Genomic DNA, 18,470 nt, shown 5'->3' with positions numbered 1-18,470 from the left:
CATGCTCCAGCGCATCGTTCATTTCTCACTCAAGTTCAGGGGCGTCCTTATTGCTTTATCCTGTGTGCTGCTTGGCTATGGCTTGTATGTCGCAGCCCATTCCAAGCTCGACGTCTTTCCGAATTTTGTGCCGCCACAGGTGGAAATCCAGACAGAAGCACCGGGGCTTTCGCCCGAGCAGGTGGAAGTGCTGGTGACTCGACCCATCGAGACCACGGTAAACGGACTGGGAGGGATGGACTCGTTGCGCTCCGAGTCGATCCAGGGGCTATCAGTCATCACAGCAGTCTTCAAAGAAGGAACGGACATCTTTGTCGCACGCCAGATGTTGGCGGAAAAGTTAAATGAGATCTCGGGGCAACTACCGGTAAGCGTTAAAACGCCTCGCATGTCTCCGCTCACGTCCGCGACGATGGATTTGCTCAAAATTGGTCTGGTGTCGGACAAGCTCACGCCGATGCAGTTGCGCACTCTGGCTGATTGGACGGTGAAGCCGCGATTGCTTTCTGTCCCTGGTGTGGCGCGGTGCATTGTGTTTGGAGGACAGGTGCGGGAGATGCAAATTTTGGCCAAGCCGGATCGTTTGAGCGCCTATGATCTGTCGATTTCCGATGTAATGAACGTTGCCAAACTCTCGACTGGCGTTATGGGGGCCGGATTTGTGGAGAATGCCAACCAGCGGATCGTCCTTCAAACGGAAGGGCAGGCGCTGAGCGCGGAAGCATTGGGCGAGGTGGTGATTGTTCGCACCAATGGTCTGAGCGTACGATTGAAGGATGTGGCCGAGGTGAAGGAAGGGCCGGAGCCGAAAATGGGAGATGCGCTTATCCAAGGCAGACCGGGCGTATTGATGGCCACCGCCAGCCAATACGGAGCGAACACCATGGAGGTGACGCTGGCAGTGGAGGCGGCGCTAAGAGAGATGCAGCCCATATTTGATCAGGAGGGAGTTACTCTCTATTCACGACTGCATCGGCCGGCAACTTTCATCGAAGTATCACTCAAGAACATCAAGCATTCCCTATACATGGGCGGCATTTTGGTAGGGGTGGTTTTATTCCTGTTCCTGGGACACTTCAGGACAGCATTCATCTCCCTTACCGCCATCCCGCTTTCGCTGCTCACGGCGATCATCCTGTTGGATAAATTTGGCATAACACTGAACACGATTACTTTGGGAGGCCTGGCGATTGCGATTGGTGAAGTGGTGGACGATGCCATCATTGATGTGGAAAATATTTTCCGCAGGTTGCGGGAGAACCAGGAGCTGGCAAAGCCTAAATCTGCCTTCCGCGTGGTGCTGGACGCCTCGCTTGAGGTGCGCAGCGCAGTGGTTTATGCGACGTTCGTGGTGGCTCTGGTATTCCTGCCGGTGCTTACGTTGACAGGATTACAAGGGAGCTTTTTCGCTCCGTTGGCACTGAGTTATGTTTTCGCGATCATGGCTTCACTGGCAGTCGCCCTGACGGTGACACCGGCCTTATCACTGATATTTTTTGCCAAGGGAGTGCGCAATTCCAAGGAGCCAAGACTACAAGTCTGGCTTAAGAGATTTTATGGGCGAATCATCACCTCGCTTGCTCGTTGGCCCAAGGTAGTCATGGCGGTGGTAGGAATCGTATGCATCGCTGCAGTGTTGATGTTGCCTCATTTTGGGAGCGAGTTTCTCCCCGAGTTCCGCGAAGGACACTTCGTCCTGGGTGTGCAGATGATTCCCGGCACATCGTTGCAAGAGATGTTGAAGATGGGAAAAGAGATTTCTGATGAACTGCTGAAAAATAAGAATATCGCGACAGTGGAGCAGCAGGTGGGACGGGCAGAGCAGGGCGAGGACACTTTCGGGAGCCATCGTTGTGAATTCCATGTAGAATTGAAACCCGATGTGTCGGGTGAAGACCAGGAAACATTGACCAAAGAGATTCGTGCCGTGCTGGAGAAATATCCAGGAATTCAATTCGAAGTGATGACGTTCCTAGGAGACCGCATTGGGGAGACAATCACGGGGGAAACCGCCCCGGTAGTTATTAACGTTTATGGCGACGACCTGGATACGATTGATGAGAAGGCTCGCGCAGTGGCGCAGGTGCTAGGCACTGTCAAGGGCGCGAAGGATGTGCAGGTGAAGTCGCCTCCGGGCGCTCCCAGAATGGCGGTGCGATTACGGCCGGACCGCATGACCCAATTTGGCTTTCGTCCTGTGGACATTTTGGAAGCGGTTCAAACCGCCTATCAAGGAGCAGTGGTAGCCCAGGTGCATGAAGGTGACAAAGTGGCAAACGTGACAGTGATTTTGGATGGCGCAAACTGGCGCGAACCAGAGGAGGTAGGTTCATTGTTGCTGAAGAGTGCTGAAGGTTTGCAGATGCCCTTGAACCAACTGGCGGAAGTCTATCTTACCACGGGCCGCTATTCCATCATGCATGATGGCGCGCGGAGACGGCAGGTGGTGACTTGCAAGCCGGAGGGGGCGGATGTGACTTCATTTACCGCTGAGGCGAGAAAGCAAATTGTTTCCAAGGTGATGTTCCCGAAAGGAACTTATGCAGTGTTTAGCGGCGCCGCAGAGGCGACAGCGAAGGCACAACAGCAACTCTTGTTGAATTCAGCAATTTCCGCTGTGGGGATTATAATCCTGTTGGGAATTGTCACTGGGAATTGGAAGAACCTTCTGCTGATTTTGGCCAACGTGCCTTTTGCGCTCGTAGGTGGCATTCTGGCAGTGTTTTTAACGACCTATTTTGGAGATCCCGGAGAAGGCGGATTGACGATTGGCTCGCTGGTGGGTTTTGTGACCTTGTTCGGAATTACCACGCGCAACTCCATAATGATGATCTCACATTTTGAACACCTCGTGCAGGTGGAAGGGATGAATTGGAGTCTGGAAACGGCGTTGCGCGGAGCCTCGGAGCGGCTGATTCCCATTTTAATGACGGCGATCGTCACGGCCCTTGGCTTACTTCCACTGGCGATTGGCAGCGGGGAAGCAGGCCGTGAAATTGAAGGACCGATGGCAATCGTAATTCTTGGTGGCTTGATTACCTCGACGGTTCTGAATCTGTTGGTGCTGCCGACTTTGGCTCTGCGATTTGGGCGGTTTAGCAAGGCAGCACAAACGGATGAATAACTCGTCTCTTTGCCAAACTCTCCGTATTTGTAAACGTTGAATCTGGCCCTCACGGCGGACGCATCTCAACGCCACCACAATCCGGTGGAAATCACTCGGTTTTACGAATGGGCGCAACTCCAAAATGCTACCTTCCGGAATGCTTCATGAATTAAGAAACCCGGTCGGCAAGTTTTAGACGAACCATCCCGGAATAACGTAAACTACCCGCATTTAGGCCAAGAAATGCGGGTAGTTTAAAAGTGAAGGGACTCCGTGTCGAGAGCAATTGTGTGGCGACAAAAATTCTGTGATACAACCCATTTAAATGCGTCTGCCCTGATTTGGCTTTTGATCAATGGGGCGCTGAGGCCTATTCTCCTGACATGATTGCGTTATCGGAGTTGGTCGCGGAGTTACGGAACTCGATTGCGGAAGAGCAACATTCACTGCCTGATCATCCATTAGTGGTTCAGGAAATTCGTGCTCGAAAAGCACGATTTCAGGGCGAGCCTGCTTCGGGAATCACTTGGGAAGAGGTCAAAAAGCGTATTCGCTCCAGGCGTGATCAGGAGAACCGTTTTAATTCCTAATCCGAGTAACCATTCGGATGCTGCTTATGCCAGTTCCAGGCGGTGGTGACGATGTCTTGCAGCTTGGGATATTGCGGTTTCCAGCCCAGTTCACGAATGGCTTTGTCTGCGCCAGCCACTAGTTTAGGCGGGTCACCGGGACGGCGTGGTTTCTCAATGGCCGGAATTTTGGTCCCGCTCACTTTTTCGCACATTTCAATCACCTGTCGCACCGAATAGCCATCGCCATTTCCAAGATTGTAAAAACCCTGTTTGCCCGGGGCAAGGGCCAGCATGTGAGCCTGGGCCAGATCGATGATGTGGATGTAATCGCGGATGCAGGTGCCATCGGGAGTTGGGTAATCAGTGCCGTAAATGTCGCATTGTTTGGATTGGCCAAGCGGAACTTTGAGAATGTTGGGAATCAAATGGGTTTCGATGCGATGATGTTCACCAAACTGCTCGCTGGCGCCCGCGGCGTTGAAATAACGAAAAGCGACAAATTCCAATTTGTGAACCTGATGATACCAGTTGAGCATTTTCTCAAACATTAATTTGGATTCGCCGTAGGGATTGATGGGGCGTTGGGGCAAATCCTCGGTCATGGGGACCTTGTCAGGCGGACCATAAGTGGCGCAGGTGGAGCTGAAGACGAATTTTTTAACCCCGGCTTCGACGGCGGCGTTGAGAAGTGTGAGACCGTTGCAAACATTGTTGTGAAAATATTTGCCGGGATCGGTCATGGATTCGCCCACGAGAGTGCTGGCGGCAAAATGGAGGATTGCTTCCGGTTTGGTGGAGAGGACGGCATTTCGAAGGTCGTTTTCCTTCTCCGGATGTCCAAGGATGAATTTTGCTCGTGAATCCACTGCCGAGCGATGTCCCTCAGACAGATTATCATAAACCGTGACCTGATGACCTGCCTTGATCAACTCCTCCACGCAGACTGACCCGATATAGCCTGCTCCGCCCGTGACAAAAACGTTCATGGCGAGAAGGTAATGTCAGGCACCAAAGCTCACAATCTGAAAAGACGTAGCATAAATTGGCGACAGAATGGGGAATTCGCCGGATTTACAAGTGCACAAGGCGTTATGCCTAAAATATTTGGCTTTGCTCCGTACATTGAGTAAGTTGTGCTCGTGAGTTTGCATTCATGGGTTTTGTTTTCGAGAATGATGCCGCTCTAAACCCCTGCAGCAAACCGAGGTCAAAATTTTAGTATCATTAAATGTCGTGCAGGGCTGGACAAAAATAGCTTTGTGCTATCCATTTACCGACCCGGATTTCGCTAAGACTTAGTTCGTAATGTTGTCCTTTATAATTAAACGTGTGTTGCATCTGATCCCAATTTTATTGGGCGTTTCGCTGCTCACATTTTTGCTGATGGCACTGACTCCGGGTGACTATTACACCCAGCTCGCGCAGAATCCCCAAATATCTCCTGAAAAGGTAGCTCAATTACGTGCTGAGCGGCATCTGGACAAACCCTGGTATATTCAATATGCCTACTGGCTCAAGGGTGCTCTGCAGGGCAATTTTGGTTATTCAGTCGCCTATAAGACTTCTGCGAGCGATCTCATCGCGAGCCGTTTGTGGAATACATTTCTATTATCGCTTTGTGCCACGGTGTTGGCCTGGTGCACGGCGATTCCATTGGGAATTTGGGCAGCAGTGAAAAAGGATTCCTGGGTTGATCGATTGTGCTCCCTGATTGCGTTTGTGGGGCTTTCCATCCCTGATGTGTTACTGGCACTGTTGGCATTGATGTTGGCCGCGTCCACGGGCTGGTTTCCGGTGGGTGGATCGCAAAGCCCGCTTTATGACCTGATGACTCCCGGTCAGCAGTTTATGGATCGGATTCACCACTTGATTCTTCCCACCATTGTTTTGGCGGCAGGTGAACTGGCCGGCATTATGCGGCAAATGAGGTCGAATTTGTTGGACTCTTTACGTGCTGAGTTTGTAACGACCGCTCGTGCCAAAGGGGTGCCAGAGGGCTGGGTCATTTATAAACATGTTCTGCGGAATGCCATTAACCCTCTGCTTACAATATTTGGTTATTCCCTGGCTGGCCTGCTAAGCGGCGCGTTTATTGTTGAAAACATCATGGCGTGGCCCGGACTGGGGCGGCTTACCATTGAGGCGCTTTCGGCGAAGGATTACTTTCTCGTGGTGGACAGCGTGGTGATGGCCGCGGGATTGTTGGTGGCTGGTAATTTTATTGCGGACCTGCTCCTGGCCTGGAGTGACCCGCGGATTCGATTGAAATAGATGGAAACCTCGCCGCAATCCTCAGGAACCGAAGCGATCGCACAAGCGACCCCGCTGGTTGCGTCGCCGACGCAAATGATCTTGAAGCGGCTCCGCGGGCAGCGCATGGCAATGTTGGGGGCGATAATCCTCGTAATTCTTTATTTGATGGCACTTTTCGCCGGATTCATCGCACCCTACGGATATGAACGACAGGATCGGGAACGACTTTTTGAAGCGCCCATGGCCCTGCGAATCCATGGATGGCGTTTGGTGGTCCAGCGCTATGAGCCAGTCGGCTCTTTCAAATTCAGGCCGGTACCAGGAGAGTTTGAGCCCGTCCGGTTTTTCGTGCGTGGCGAGAAATATAAATTGTTTGGGTTTATACCGACGAATTTGCACCTTTTCGGGACGGATGATCCCAAGCATCCGATTTATCTTTTGGGCACAGATCAGTATGGGCGGTGTATTCTGTCGCGTCTTTTATATGGATCGCAAATCTCCCTTTCCATTGGGTTAATTGGCATCATCATTCGATTCAGCCTGGGGATGATTATTGGAGGTGTTTCCGGCTACCTGGGCGGCAAAGTTGATAGTGTAATCATGCGTTTTTGCGAGTTGATCATGTCAATTCCCGCCTTGTATTTGATCATGGCTTTGCGCGCGACCTTTCCTCCGGGCTTGAGTTCCACCCAGGTATATTTGTTGATCATCGCCATATTGAGCTTGATAGGCTGGGCCAGTTCGGCCCGGGTAATCCGAGGCATGGCGTTATCCCTGCGCGAGAGACAGTTTGTGCTGGCCGCGAAAACCCTTGGTCAAAGCCGGAGAGTAATTGTCTTGAAACATATTTTACCCAGCACCTTTTCATACGTAATCGTTGCTGCTACGCTCAGCGTGCCGTATTACATATTGGGCGAAGTGGTGCTGAGCTTTTTAGGTGTGGGTATTCAGGAGCCGGATGCGAGTTGGGGAATCATGTTGAATGCAGCGCAAAATCCCGAGTATCTGACCAATTATCCGTGGTTGCTGGCCCCTGGCGTGGCCATTTTTGTCACCGTTCTTGCTTTCAACTTTCTCGGAGATGGTTTAAGAGACGCAGTCGATACGAAAAGCCAGTAGACGGAAAAGCAGTATTAATCCAATGCCATTGCTTGAAATTAAAAATCTGAAGCTGGATTTCATTGCCGGAAGCCGCAATTTAAGAGCGGTCGATGATGTTTCCATCACCATTGATTCGGGCGAAACCGTCTGCCTCGTGGGCGAGAGCGGGTGCGGCAAGAGCGTTACCGCCCTCTCCATTGCGCGGTTGGTTCCCAGTCCACCGGCCAAATATGTTGGTGGCGAGATTCTGTTAAACGGGAAAGACGTGCTCAAGATGTCCAAGAACGAGGTTCGCGACATCCGGGGCGGGGTAGTAAGCTATATTTTTCAAGACCCGAGCGCATCATTAAATCCCGTGTTCCGAGTGGGCAGCCAAATCAAGGAATCGCTCAAGCTGCATCGTCCGGAAAAAGCAACCGACGCAGAAGTTATCCGGCTTTTGAAACTGGTGGGAATTCCCGCGCCTGAATCGCGCATCAAAGATTATCCGCATCAAATGTCGGGGGGAATGCAGCAGCGGGTGATGATTGCCATGGCCTTGGCTTCGGAACCAAAACTCCTGGTGGCAGACGAACCGACGACGGCGCTGGATGTCACCATTCAGGCGCAGATTTTGGAACTGCTGCTGGATTTGAAGAAGCGTATGGGAATGAGCATTCTTCTTATTACGCACAATTTGGGAATCGTGGGAGACATTGCGGATCGTCTGGCGGTCATGTATGCGGGACAGGTGGTTGAAATGGCTCCGGCGCTGGACCTGCTGCGCCGACCGTTACACCCGTACACCAAAGCATTGATGAATTCAGTGCCGAAGCTCAATGGTACCGCGGAGCGGCTTACGGCGATTCCGGGAAATGTGCCCAGCCTGGGTAATTTTCCAATTGGTTGCCGGTTTTATCCTCGTTGTCCATCAGCAGCAGCGCACCCCGAATGCGCGAACACCATGCCGGAATTGATCGAAGTTGAACCAAAGCGCTGGGTACGCTGCCTTTATTCCAAAGATTTGTGAGCCTCCTCGAAGTCAATAATTTAAAAGTGCACTTTCCCGTCAAGCACGGCTTGTTCAGTCGCGTGCATGCTTTTGTGAAAGCTGTGGATGATGTCAGCTTCAGCATCAAACCCGGCGAGACGCTTGGATTGGTGGGGGAGAGCGGTTGCGGAAAGACAACCCTGGGACGTGCCATCGTCAAACTCGTTGAGCCGACGGCGGGAAATATTTTTTTCGAAGGAGAGGATATCGCGCGATTGAGCGGTTCGGAGTTGCGGGCCAGACGGCGCAAATTCCAGATGATCTTTCAAGATCCTTATGGATCGTTGAATCCCCGCATGACCGTGGGACAGATCATCGGCGAGGCGATTGATATTCATCATCTGGCTGAAAATTCTTCTGCGCGGCAGAAAAGAATTGCTGAATTACTCAAGTCAGTGGGATTGGACCCGATTTATGCCCAACGTTATCCCCATGAATTCAGTGGTGGGCAGCGTCAGCGAATTGGCATCGCTCGCGCCCTGGCTGTGGAACCCAAGCTGATTGTTTGTGATGAACCGGTCAGCGCGCTGGACGTGTCGGTACAGGCGCAGATCATCAATCTGCTCCAGGATCTGCAGCAGAAGCATGGTATTGCTTATTTATTTATTGCGCACGATCTGGCCGTGGTGGAGCACATTAGTCGCCGGGTGATGGTCATGTATTTGGGGAAGGTGGTGGAACTGGCGGAAGCCAAGGCAATCATCAGCGCTCCCAAACATCCGTACACTCAGGCTTTGATTTCAGCAGTTCCGGAAGTCGATCCTGAAACGAAAAGAAAGCGCATCGTTTTAGCGGGAGATGTGCCTTCACCAATTAATCCTCCGTCGGGTTGTCCGTTTCATCCACGCTGTCCGATTGCAGAGTTTCCGAAATGTCAGGCAGAAATTCCCGCATTGAGAGAAGTGACACCCGGTCACTGGGCAGCTTGTCACTTCGCGAAATAGAAAAGTTTTCTTTGCAGGATACTTCAGACCACACCATCTAGCGGTGTGTTAGTCTTTGGGCCCAAGATGTGGAGGTTTTGAGTGTTCGGCAATCGTAATTCAAACAACGAATTTTAAAATTCTAATTTAAAAGTGTAACCTATCAGGTTGCGAAGCTTGTCTAAGTTTCTATTGGGCGACATTTGTATCGTCGGCGATGGAAAAGTCGTGTTCGCCTTTTTGTGAACCTGCTTCAATCCGCAGACGATAGGTGACATTGGGTTGTAGCGGGGCAGGCTGAGCGCCTTTGACGGTCGGATGCATTCCTCTAACATGAGCACCATATGCGAAAACGGAGGTGGGAGCGCTATTTGACTTGGTTGTCAGTTCCCAAAGCGGATGAGCAAATCTATTTGTGGCGATTTCAGCGGCGGAAAAAACACTTATCGCAGTAAGGTTGTAATCACGGTTCATTGAGAAGATAATCAAATCCTCTGGCGCTGCATCGGGATTAGGGTTGGGCCGCCGAAACGATCCCCGTTTTGCACGAATTGTGTGGCTGATTTGAATATCCGCCTTTCTGAATAAGTCCCTATAGAGGTAAAAGTAAATACTGCCAACCAGGACGAGGAACGCAGTAATCAGAATAATGTTCTTTTTAGTCATAAAGGCTTGAAGATGGACGATGGGGATAGGGAATTATTCGAGCGGCAGAAGAATTTTGTGGAAAAGGCATAAGCCATGCTCGAACGTTTAAATCCGGGTTGATATCCGCCATATCGTCCTAAAAAAGGACACACTCAAGAGAAACTATTATGGATATGAAAATTGCAAACAAATGGATAAAGACGAAAGAGAAGTTCGTTGCGCATGATGCAAAGAATAAAATTCTCGGCTTCACCCTCGTGGAATTGCTGGTGGTGATTGCCATCATTGCCATTCTGGCTGGCATGTTATTGCCCGCGCTCGCGAAGGCGAAGGAGGCCGGTCGTCGCATTGGATGCGTTAACAACCTGCGTCAACTCGGTCTTTCATTGCGGCTTTACGCGGATGATAATGAAGGGTTTTATCCGCCGCGTTCGGTGACCAGCCGCTGGCCCTCCGCATTGAGTGATGGGTACAAGACCACTAATATATTGGTCTGCCCAACCGATCCACATCCGCAATCATACACTGCTGATCCGGTTAATTATCCTTTTGATGCGGCCCCGAGAAGCTACATGATTAATGGGTGGAATGATTATTTTTCATCTGCTTTGAGTACAGATGATTTCGCCAAGTATATGGCAGGGACCTACCCACAAGGGATGAAGGACGCTGCGGTATCGCATCCTTCCGACACGATTGCCTTTGGTGAAAAGAAGAGCGTGAGCATTGATCTTTCGAGGCAATATTACATGGACTTTGATGAAGGATACGGCAACGACAGCGACCAAATCGAAAAGGGACGTCACTCGAGCGTCGGCTTTTCAAATGGATCGGGTGGATCCAATCATGCGTTTGTGGATGGCGGTGCAAGGTTCTTAAAATATTGGGAGGGATTGAAGCCGCTGAATCTTTGGGCAGTGACCGACACAGGCCGGACCAATTACGCCTTTTATTAAGTCTGGCCAATAGGCCGCCAATCAGCAGTCATTTCCAACGGGCAACTTGTGCAAACAAGTTGCCCATTTGTTTTGTCGCTTTTAGGGGCGGACAGAGGCCCAAGGAGAGGCGCGTGTCTCATTTCAATTCGAGAGAATCCGTATTTTTCAATTTATTTTAAGGTGGGATTAAACCGTGTTCACCATTCAGGCAGCCAATACGACAACGTCCTCGTTAATTACTCGTGCAACTTCTCAGCGGTATTATTGCGTTATCGTTGTTCATTAAAGTCGGGCTTCTCGTGGAGCCGTCCTTTGCCAAATTCCTGGGACCTAACACCCCATTGAATGAGAGCAGATCGTCACCGAGGTTTCCTGCCAGTACAGAAGGATTCAGAAAGACTCGAAAAAGACTATGTCTCACTACAATCGGTGTGATTGGAGACCAAGTGCCAACGAAAGTGGGTGCTTCCGGCATCTTTTTCAATTGCTGAAAACGTGCTCTCTGCTCCAGTTCCTAGTTTTCTCCGTGCAAACGGTGGTAGCCGTTGAGGCGACTTGGGACTATTCAGTGAGGGTGAGCGCCACCATACAGACAGCGCCTCCACAAATTACCCTGGTGTGGCCTCAGGATACTTCCGCGACACCGAACAGCTATACAGTGTATCGCAAGGGGCTGGATGATAGTGCGTGGGGGCCGGGAACCCTCCTTCCTGGAATCAGCACCAACTATATCGATGGCAATGTTGCTTATGGCCAGGCTTATGAGTACCAGATCATGAAGGATGCCTCTGGTTACAAAGGGTATGGTTACGCGTATGTTGGCATCGATGCCCCGCTGACGGAGTCTCGCGGCAAATTGATTCTGGTCGTGGATAAAACCTACGCTACGGAGTTGGAATCTGAGCTAGCTCAGTTGCAACAGGATATGGTCGGTGATGGTTGGGTTGTGGTCCGTCAAGATGTCTCTCGGACCAATTCTGTGACCACTGTAAAGGGACTGATTCAGGAGCAATACGATGCGGACCCAGACAATGTGCAGATGGTTTTTCTTTTTGGCCATGTACCGGTTCCGTATTCCGGTGACATTGTTCCGGATGGCCACCCGCCAAACCACAAGGGTGCCTGGCCGGCGGACGTGTACTATGGAGATATGGATGGTTCCTGGACCGATAACCAAATCAACGATGCTGCGGCGGATAATTCCCGGAACTGGAATGTTCCCGGTGACGGCAAGTTCGATCAATCGACCATGCCAGCCATGGTTCGGTTAATGGTGGGAAGAGTGGACCTGGCAAATATGCCAGGAAAGCCAAGCTACGACAGTCCTCCTACATTTCCGAGCGAACTGGAGTTGCTGCGGAATTACCTTAACAAGGATCACAAATTTCGTCATAAGCTGATCGACGTACCGCGTCGCGGGTTGGTGGGGGATTATTTTGGAATTCATGATGGTGAAGCCTATGCGGCGAGTGGCTGGCGCAGCTTTGCTCCTTTCTTTGGGGCGGAGAACATCGCATCCCTGCCCGATCAGGGAACGTGGATTCCGTGGCTGGGAAATAACCAATATTTGTGGGCTTATGGATGTGGAGGGGGATCATTTAACAGCATTAGTGGAATCGGGACTCAGGGACAATATGATACAGGCACGACCACCGATCTTGTTGGGGCAGATGTAAAAGCAGTCTTCACGCTATTGTTTGGCAGTTGGCTTGGGGATTGGGATTCTGAAGATAATATCATGCGCGCGGTGCTGGCGACGCCGAGTTTGGGCCTGACTTGCGCGTGGAGTGGCCGTCCACATTGGTTCTGTCACCATATGGCACTTGGTGAACCGATTGGGTTCAGCACCCGTCTGACGCAGAACAACGGTTTCACTGGCCTTTACCAAAATCAGACGAACCAGGACGTTGCACAAATTCACATCGCATTGATGGGTGATCCAACGTTGCGAATGCATTCCGTGAGCCCGCCGGGCGATCTGGCAAGCACTTCGGATTCCAGCGGTGTTTACCTGAGTTGGAACTCTTCAAGCGACTCTGTCGTCGGTTACCACGTTTATCGAGCAACAGATACCAACGGCCCTTATCTGCGAGTTAACGACTCTCTCGTAATGGGTAACAGTTATTCGGACTTCAATGCGCTTGCGGGGACTTATAGCTACATGGTCCGAGCCGTGAAATTGGAGAACACGGCGAGTGGCACATACTATAATGCCAGCCAGGGGATTTTCTCCGGTGTGGATTCATTTTCCAGTGGAATACCAGTGGTGACCATCAGCGCCACTGCTCCTTATGCATCTCGTCTGGCTCCGACTCCAGGGACGTTTACGTTGATGCGAACCGGCGGTTTATCTGCAGATCTCGCAGTTGCGTATACTCTGAGCGGCACTGCCCAGTTATGGTCTGATTATCAACTCTCCACCGGTGACATGGTGGGGGTGATTATCATTCCGGCAGGTTCAGCTTCGGTGACACTGGACGTTTTTCCACAATCAGTTTGGAGTCCGGTGGAAGACAGGAGATTGGTGATCGCCCTTAATCCTGATTCAAATTATCAAATAGGAACGCCGAATCAGGATACGGTTTTCATTGCCGGAAATGGCGTGTCGAATGTTTCCATTCATGCTTACAGCGACGGGATCATGCTTGCTTGGGACAGTGTGGTGGAAGGACATTATCATGTGGCGTACAAAATGTCCCTGGATGATCCATATTGGACGGATATGGGTGTGGATGTGTGGGCCAATGATTCCCGCGCCAACTGGTTTGATTCTGTTCCGAGCGATCAGCAGAGGTTTTATTGTGTCTTTGGATTTTCCTCAAAATGAGAGTACTGACCAGCCGGCCAGAACTCATTTGGAAATGTAACCCAGGATTTCGTGCCTTTGCACGGCTCCATAGTAGCGGCTGTCAAAGCTTTTGCTGCGATTGTCCCCCAAAACGAAGTAGGAATTTTTGCCCAGTTTGGTAGGGGATACAGGTGTTTCGCCTGAAGCTTTAACAGCTGACGGGCTGAGATAAGGTTCGCTCAATTTATACTGATTTACATAGACCCCATCACGGCGGATTTCGACTGTGTCCTCAGGAAGCGCCACGATACGTTTGATGGAGAGACCATGGTCCTGGGGGTCCTTTATGACCACGATTTCGCCCTTTCGAGGGGTGCGCCAAAAATAAGTGCAGCGGTATAAGAGATATCTGTCGCCATCGATGAGTGTGGGATTCATGCTCACACCTTTGATTTCGACGGCCATTATTAGAAATCGGCTGATAAGAAAATAACTTCCAATCGAGGCGAGAAAGATGCAGAGGATGAGCAGAAACTGCCTGCTCTCGGGCACAAAGCGGAACAGTCTAAACCGAGGCCTTTCCGTCTTTGATTTTGCGGCGATTGAATCCGTATCTTTCATCTATCCTCTGGCATCAGAACATTCCTGAACCTAGCAGATTAACTATCAGGCAACAATCACTTTGGAGAACAAAATTGCTGTCTTCAGAGGGTGGTTTTTCCCTTTGCATTTGTCGCTTAACACATTGGAACTTTTCTCAAATCGAGGGATGAGCGAAGAGCCGCGCGGGAGAAAGACACGATGATTGAAAGGCGTGATCAGAAGCCGGCAACGGTAATCGTTGATTTGACCGAATTTGCAATAAAGCAATGTTCGTGAGCAAGGTGATGGAGTAGTGCTTCGTCGGTTGGAGCAGGCAACTTCTCGCCGCTGTATGAAATCTTTGGATGGAGCGTAACGGCACTCACCCATGGAATTCCTTTTTCGTTCTTCGTCATTACGCCGACAGCCTCGTCTTCGTAGCTATCCACGACCAAGCCTTGTTTGCCGGCATAATACAGGAAAGTGAGCATGTGACAGCTGGAGATGGAGGCGACAAAGGCTTCCTCCGGATCGACATGCGCGGGATTGGAATAGGGGACGGGCACAACTGACGGAGAAGGTGAAGCGGGAATTGTGGTTCCGCCATCGAAAGTCCAGGTGTGTTCGCGTGAATACCTGCCCTTGAGGAAATCGGGGCTGGTTCTTTTCCAACAAATAATGGCTTTATGTTCAGACATTTTATGAAGTATTAGAAAACTTCGTTTAACGTGCAGCGGTGGCTTTTTCGCGCAGGATTCTGATGCCTCCGTTTTGATTTTGCAGGGTGACGCGCGGCGTGCCAGCTTCAATGTCAGCAAAGACCTCCTGACCTTTGGGTTTCAGGAGCACAGGAAAATCGGATTCAATTTCCGCGAAACTGGTGTGAGCCTGGATGGCCGGCTTTAATCCGGCAGGCAAACTCACTTCAATCGTGCCGAAAGAGGTTTGGGCGTCGATTTTGGCGAGATCAGTGGAAGAGGCGCGCAGATGAATTGACCCGTTCTGGTCATGGCAGATAAAGCTTGGACCGGTGCCTTCGACTTCCAAAGTAGCAAAGGAGGTGCCCGCTTTTACTGAGCCGGTGATATCGCGAGCGCTGATGCGGCCGTTCTGATTGGCCAATGCGGCATCGCCTTCCACTTGTTGAGCAACCAAATCAGCAAAGGAGGTTTTCAAATCTGCATTGCCTTTGACTTGCAGGGCCTCGATGCGACCGTTCTGATTGTGCAGTTTAACCGGGCCATTGACGCCTCGCGCTGTCAGGCTGGCAAAACTTGTTTCGGCATCCAATGAACCATGGATGTTGACGGCTTCAATCGGTCCGTTTTGATTTTTTAACGAAGCAGGACCGGAAGTATCGACCCTTAGCAAAGCGAAGGAAGTTTTTGCCTGCACCTTGCCGTCGAGGTTGCGCAGTTCAACCGAGCCGTTTTGCCCTTCGACTTCCACGTCCCCGGCGAGGCCAACGATCGTCGTTGCCCCGAAATGGTTTTGCGTGCGCAAGGCAGTGGCCTTTGGAATTTGAATTTCCAGGTCGGATTGATAACTCAAACGGTCAGCGGTATCAGGCGGGATGAGGATCAACTGAACGCGATCGCCATTACGCACAGGCTCGCAACGTGCCACCGCGAGAGCGTTGGATGCCAGGACATCGGTGCGCGCGTGAACAGTCAGTTTCCAGGTGAATTGTGCGGGGCCATTGTCGGTGGCGACGACGTGGACGGCGCCGAAATGATTCTCCACATCCAGGATTTTGAGGTCGGCAGGAAGCTCTCCCTTGCGGGTCTGAGAGGCCACAGCCGTGAAATCACTGCTGGAGTAACTATAACTGGAATCGTGGACATACACACAACCGGCCGCGAGGGACAAGGTGGACGCGCTGAGCAGGCAAATCAGTCGAAAAGCATGTTTGTGACGAAAGGTTTTCATTTCGATTAGTTGACGGGTGCGTTTACTTCCAAGGCTCTTATACACGATGCCAGAGGCAATGACAAGGGAATCGTCCTCACGAACCAGGACAGACGCATCTCAATGCCACCGCAATCCGGCGGAAAAACATTTGGTTCTGCGAATTGGCGCAGCTCCGAAATCCTGCCACGGCTAATGCTTCATGAATTGAGGCACCCCAGCCAACATATTTTAAACGAACCAGCCATGAAATAAACTACCCGCATTGCCTGCCCCCAATGCGGGTAGTTTAAAAATGATTGGAACTTCGTGTCGAGAAAAATGGTGTGGCGGCAAAAACTTCTGGGGGCAGAACCCATTTAGATGCGTCTGCCCTGCCTGACGAACCGAAGATGGCCGGGGCGCGGTGATGTCATTGACATACGGCCGGTAATTTTCGAGAATGATTTTACCAAGGCATGACATTCCTGCCCATTGTGGATCGCGAGTTGCGTGTTACTGCGCGCAGGCGTGGCACGTACCTGACCCGCATGGCGATGGCCCTGATTGCGATCGTGCTTGGGGTTTTCGTTTATGTAGCGGGGGCCGGAAGGCCACCGCAGGAGCGGGGGCATGTCCTATTCCAAGCCCTGTCGTTTCTCTGTCTGTTGTATTGCCTGGCAGCGGGGCGGCGTTCGACGGCAGATTGCCTGAGTGAAGAGAAACGAGAGGGAACACTGGGATTGTTGTTTCTGACCGACCTGAAAGGGTATGACGTGGTGTGTGGCAAGTTGGCCGCGACGTCCGTGAATGGTTTTTATGGATTGCTGGCGGTATTCCCAGTGCTGGCGGTGCCGCTGCTCATGGGCGGCGTGACGAATGGCGAATTTTGGCGGATGGTGGTGGTGCTCATAAATACCTGTTTGTTTTCACTCGCAATCGGAGTATTTGTTTCCTCGTTCAGCCGGGATAGTCGTCAGGCGTTTGGCGCCAACTTCCTTTTGTTCCTATTACTGGTTGCCGCACTTCCTGCGTGCGCAGGGGCAGTGGCTGCACTCGGGGCTCCGCACAGGTTCATTCCTGAATTGCTGCTGGCCTGTCCATTTTATTCCTTTTATCTCAGTTTTGACGCTCCCTATACCGGGCTTAAGGAGCATTTTTGGATTTCGTTGGCGGTGGTTCATGGCCTCACCTGGCTGCTGGTCGTGCTGGCGTGCATGATCGTTCCCCGATTTTGGCAGGACAAACCAGCGCCTGCTGGAAGGAAGAGATGGCGCGAGCTTCGGCAGGCAGTGAACTATGGAGGAGCGGCGAAACGGAAAGTATTTCGAAGACGCCTGCTGGATGTGAATGCGATTTATTGGCTGGCGAGCCGGGCGAGGATGAAGCCGCTGCACGTCTGGTTGTTTCTTGGCTTGATGGGAGGTTGGTGGATCTCTGGCTGGATGTCTGCAGGACGCCTGTGGCTGGATGTAACGACGGGCGTGACCATGGCATTGATTGTGAATTCAGCCCTCAAGCTGTGGATTGCCCTGGAGGCAGGGCAACGGTTGGCGGAAGATCAAAAAGCAGGTGCTTTGGAATTATTACTCTCCACACGTCTGAGTGTGCAGGACATATTGCGGGGACAACTTCTGGCCTTGCGACGACAGTTTCTCGTGCCGGTGCTGGTCGTGATCGTTTTGGAATTAGCTTTTATGTGGGTAGCAGCCGGAGAATCGCCCCAGTTCACCGCGAAGATCTTGACCATGTCGATTTACGGGAGCGTAATGCTGATCGCGGATGCGGTGGCTTTGAGTTGGGTTGCGATGGCAACAGCGCTAACCGCTCAAAGTCCGAACCATGCAAGTGTAAGCACGATCACGCGGGTAATGATCGTGCCATGGTTGCTTCTGGGCGCGGTGGCAGTGATCGCAAACATCCTGGCATGGCTGGGGATACCGGAGCCGGGTTGGAAATTCTATCTAGGCTGGTGGTTCGCATTCGGGGTGCTGGCTGATGGTGTCTTTGGTTTCACCGCCCATTGGCAATTAACACGCAATTTTCGCGAGCTTGCCCTAAAACGGTTTTCCCGGAACTCATCGGGCTCCCTTGGGTTGGCAAAGTAAGATATTCATTCGGAGCGGAACGCGCAAAATAGAGCGCACATTTGGAGCGATGGTTTGATCTCATTCAGATTCCAGAAACTCGGGTTATTGGGCTGCATAAAGGGAGGAGAAGCGATCGCCTCAAACCAAAATCCCTCCTGCCATTCGGAAATTTCTTTTGGCATTCGGTATAACCGCTGAAAGGAGGAGGTTAATCCCCCAATGGCAATTGTGACCCGGGAGCGATGAGGTTTACCCCATGAAATTACTATTAGTATTTGTAATATCTGGTTGGATATTGAATTTCGTGGGATGCAGCAGCACTAGTCAGGGTGGTATGGGGGGCGTTGGGGGTGCATATCAGCACAATACCAGCGCTGCTCGAAACCCAGCCAGCCGCTGGAGCACCGGTGAGCTGGACGTGGGGACTGGTACTGCGGGCGTCGGTGCAGGCACCGGCCTCGGAGGCGGGTCCACAGGAAGTGGTCTTTAACCGCGCATTTTTAATCAGTGATCGACTGCGGGTGTTCCTGTTTAGATGGCAGTGAGGAGTAA

At 51.5% G+C, this 18,470-nt stretch carries 15 protein-coding genes; 10 read left to right on the top strand and 5 right to left on the bottom strand.

Features of this window, described 5'->3' with window-relative positions:
- The first annotated feature begins 1 nt into the window (after position 1).
- Both CFLAV_RS25715 and CFLAV_RS36695 read left to right on the top strand, forming a co-directional pair.
- The gene (locus CFLAV_RS25715; RefSeq protein WP_007417805.1) at positions 2 to 3,124 is read left to right on the top strand and encodes an efflux RND transporter permease subunit; all 3,123 of its coding nucleotides are present in this window, start codon (positions 2 to 4) and stop codon (positions 3,122 to 3,124) included.
- Between the two features lie 365 nt (positions 3,125 to 3,489).
- Complete coding sequence (locus tag CFLAV_RS36695; protein WP_150107594.1) at positions 3,490 to 3,696, top strand: addiction module protein; 207 nt, start codon at positions 3,490 to 3,492, stop codon at positions 3,694 to 3,696.
- On the opposite strand, the gene galE is transcribed toward CFLAV_RS36695, so the two are convergent.
- On the bottom strand, positions 3,693 to 4,664 hold the full coding sequence (galE, locus tag CFLAV_RS25705) for a UDP-glucose 4-epimerase GalE (protein WP_007417804.1): 972 nt from the start codon (positions 4,662 to 4,664) through the stop codon (positions 3,693 to 3,695). The two genes, CFLAV_RS36695 and galE, sit on opposite strands and share 4 nt — an antisense overlap.
- A gap of 319 nt (positions 4,665 to 4,983) precedes the next feature.
- Here galE and CFLAV_RS25700 point away from each other — a divergent pair, with 319 nt between their 5' ends.
- The 4 genes from CFLAV_RS25700 to CFLAV_RS25685 are packed head-to-tail and all read left to right on the top strand — an operon-like array spanning position 4,984 to position 9,006.
- Entirely contained in the window at positions 4,984 to 5,949 is a 966-nt protein-coding gene (locus tag CFLAV_RS25700) for an ABC transporter permease (RefSeq protein WP_007417803.1), read from the top strand.
- Complete coding sequence (locus CFLAV_RS25695) at positions 5,950 to 7,050, top strand: ABC transporter permease (protein ID WP_007417802.1); 1,101 nt, start codon at positions 5,950 to 5,952, stop codon at positions 7,048 to 7,050. It begins immediately after the preceding gene.
- Between the two features lie 22 nt (positions 7,051 to 7,072).
- Positions 7,073 to 8,041, top strand: coding sequence for an ABC transporter ATP-binding protein (locus CFLAV_RS25690; RefSeq protein ID WP_007417801.1), 969 nt, complete (start codon positions 7,073 to 7,075; stop codon positions 8,039 to 8,041).
- A complete protein-coding gene (locus CFLAV_RS25685; RefSeq protein ID WP_007417800.1) occupies positions 8,038 to 9,006 on the top strand; it encodes an ABC transporter ATP-binding protein in 969 nt (322 codons plus the stop codon). The genes CFLAV_RS25690 and CFLAV_RS25685 overlap by 4 nt, the downstream gene beginning before the upstream one ends.
- A gap of 168 nt (positions 9,007 to 9,174) precedes the next feature.
- On the opposite strand, the gene CFLAV_RS25680 is transcribed toward CFLAV_RS25685, so the two are convergent.
- A complete protein-coding gene (locus CFLAV_RS25680; RefSeq protein WP_007417799.1) occupies positions 9,175 to 9,651 on the bottom strand; it encodes a hypothetical protein in 477 nt (158 codons plus the stop codon).
- A 149-nt stretch (positions 9,652 to 9,800) separates the two neighbouring features.
- On the opposite strand from CFLAV_RS25680, the gene CFLAV_RS25675 reads away from it, so the two are divergent.
- Together CFLAV_RS25675 and CFLAV_RS25670 are read left to right on the top strand one after the other, a co-directional pair.
- Positions 9,801 to 10,589, top strand: a complete 789-nt coding sequence (locus CFLAV_RS25675; protein WP_007417798.1) for a DUF1559 family PulG-like putative transporter — start codon at positions 9,801 to 9,803, stop codon at positions 10,587 to 10,589.
- A gap of 556 nt (positions 10,590 to 11,145) precedes the next feature.
- Positions 11,146 to 13,398 (top strand): fibronectin type III domain-containing protein, encoded by a 2,253-nt coding sequence (locus CFLAV_RS25670; protein WP_237712466.1) that lies wholly within the window; start codon positions 11,146 to 11,148, stop codon positions 13,396 to 13,398.
- 24 nt (positions 13,399 to 13,422) lie between these two features.
- Here the strand turns inward: CFLAV_RS25670 and lepB are convergent, their stop codons facing one another.
- The 3 genes from lepB to CFLAV_RS25655 form a co-directional block, all read right to left on the bottom strand.
- Complete coding sequence (gene lepB / locus CFLAV_RS25665) at positions 13,423 to 13,911, bottom strand: signal peptidase I (RefSeq protein WP_160164660.1); 489 nt, start codon at positions 13,909 to 13,911, stop codon at positions 13,423 to 13,425.
- 266 nt (positions 13,912 to 14,177) lie between these two features.
- Positions 14,178 to 14,639, bottom strand: coding sequence for an OsmC family protein (locus tag CFLAV_RS25660; protein WP_007417795.1), 462 nt, complete (start codon positions 14,637 to 14,639; stop codon positions 14,178 to 14,180).
- Positions 14,640 to 14,664: 25 nt separating this feature from the next.
- Positions 14,665 to 15,870, bottom strand: coding sequence for a DUF4097 family beta strand repeat-containing protein (locus CFLAV_RS25655; RefSeq protein WP_007417794.1), 1,206 nt, complete (start codon positions 15,868 to 15,870; stop codon positions 14,665 to 14,667).
- Positions 15,871 to 16,307: 437 nt separating this feature from the next.
- On the opposite strand from CFLAV_RS25655, the gene CFLAV_RS25645 reads away from it, so the two are divergent.
- Both CFLAV_RS25645 and CFLAV_RS35215 read left to right on the top strand, forming a co-directional pair.
- Positions 16,308 to 17,936, top strand: a complete 1,629-nt coding sequence (locus CFLAV_RS25645) for an ABC transporter permease (protein ID WP_007417793.1) — start codon at positions 16,308 to 16,310, stop codon at positions 17,934 to 17,936.
- 238 nt (positions 17,937 to 18,174) lie between these two features.
- Entirely contained in the window at positions 18,175 to 18,408 is a 234-nt protein-coding gene (locus CFLAV_RS35215; protein WP_007417792.1) for a hypothetical protein, read from the top strand.
- Positions 18,409 to 18,470: the final 62 nt, after the last annotated feature.

The sequence above is a fragment of the Pedosphaera parvula Ellin514 genome (assembly GCF_000172555.1).
Taxonomy (GTDB): Bacteria; Verrucomicrobiota; Verrucomicrobiia; order Limisphaerales; family Pedosphaeraceae; genus Pedosphaera.
The sequence above is the reverse complement of the archived record's forward strand: the minus strand, read 5'-3'. Positions and strand labels throughout refer to the sequence as shown.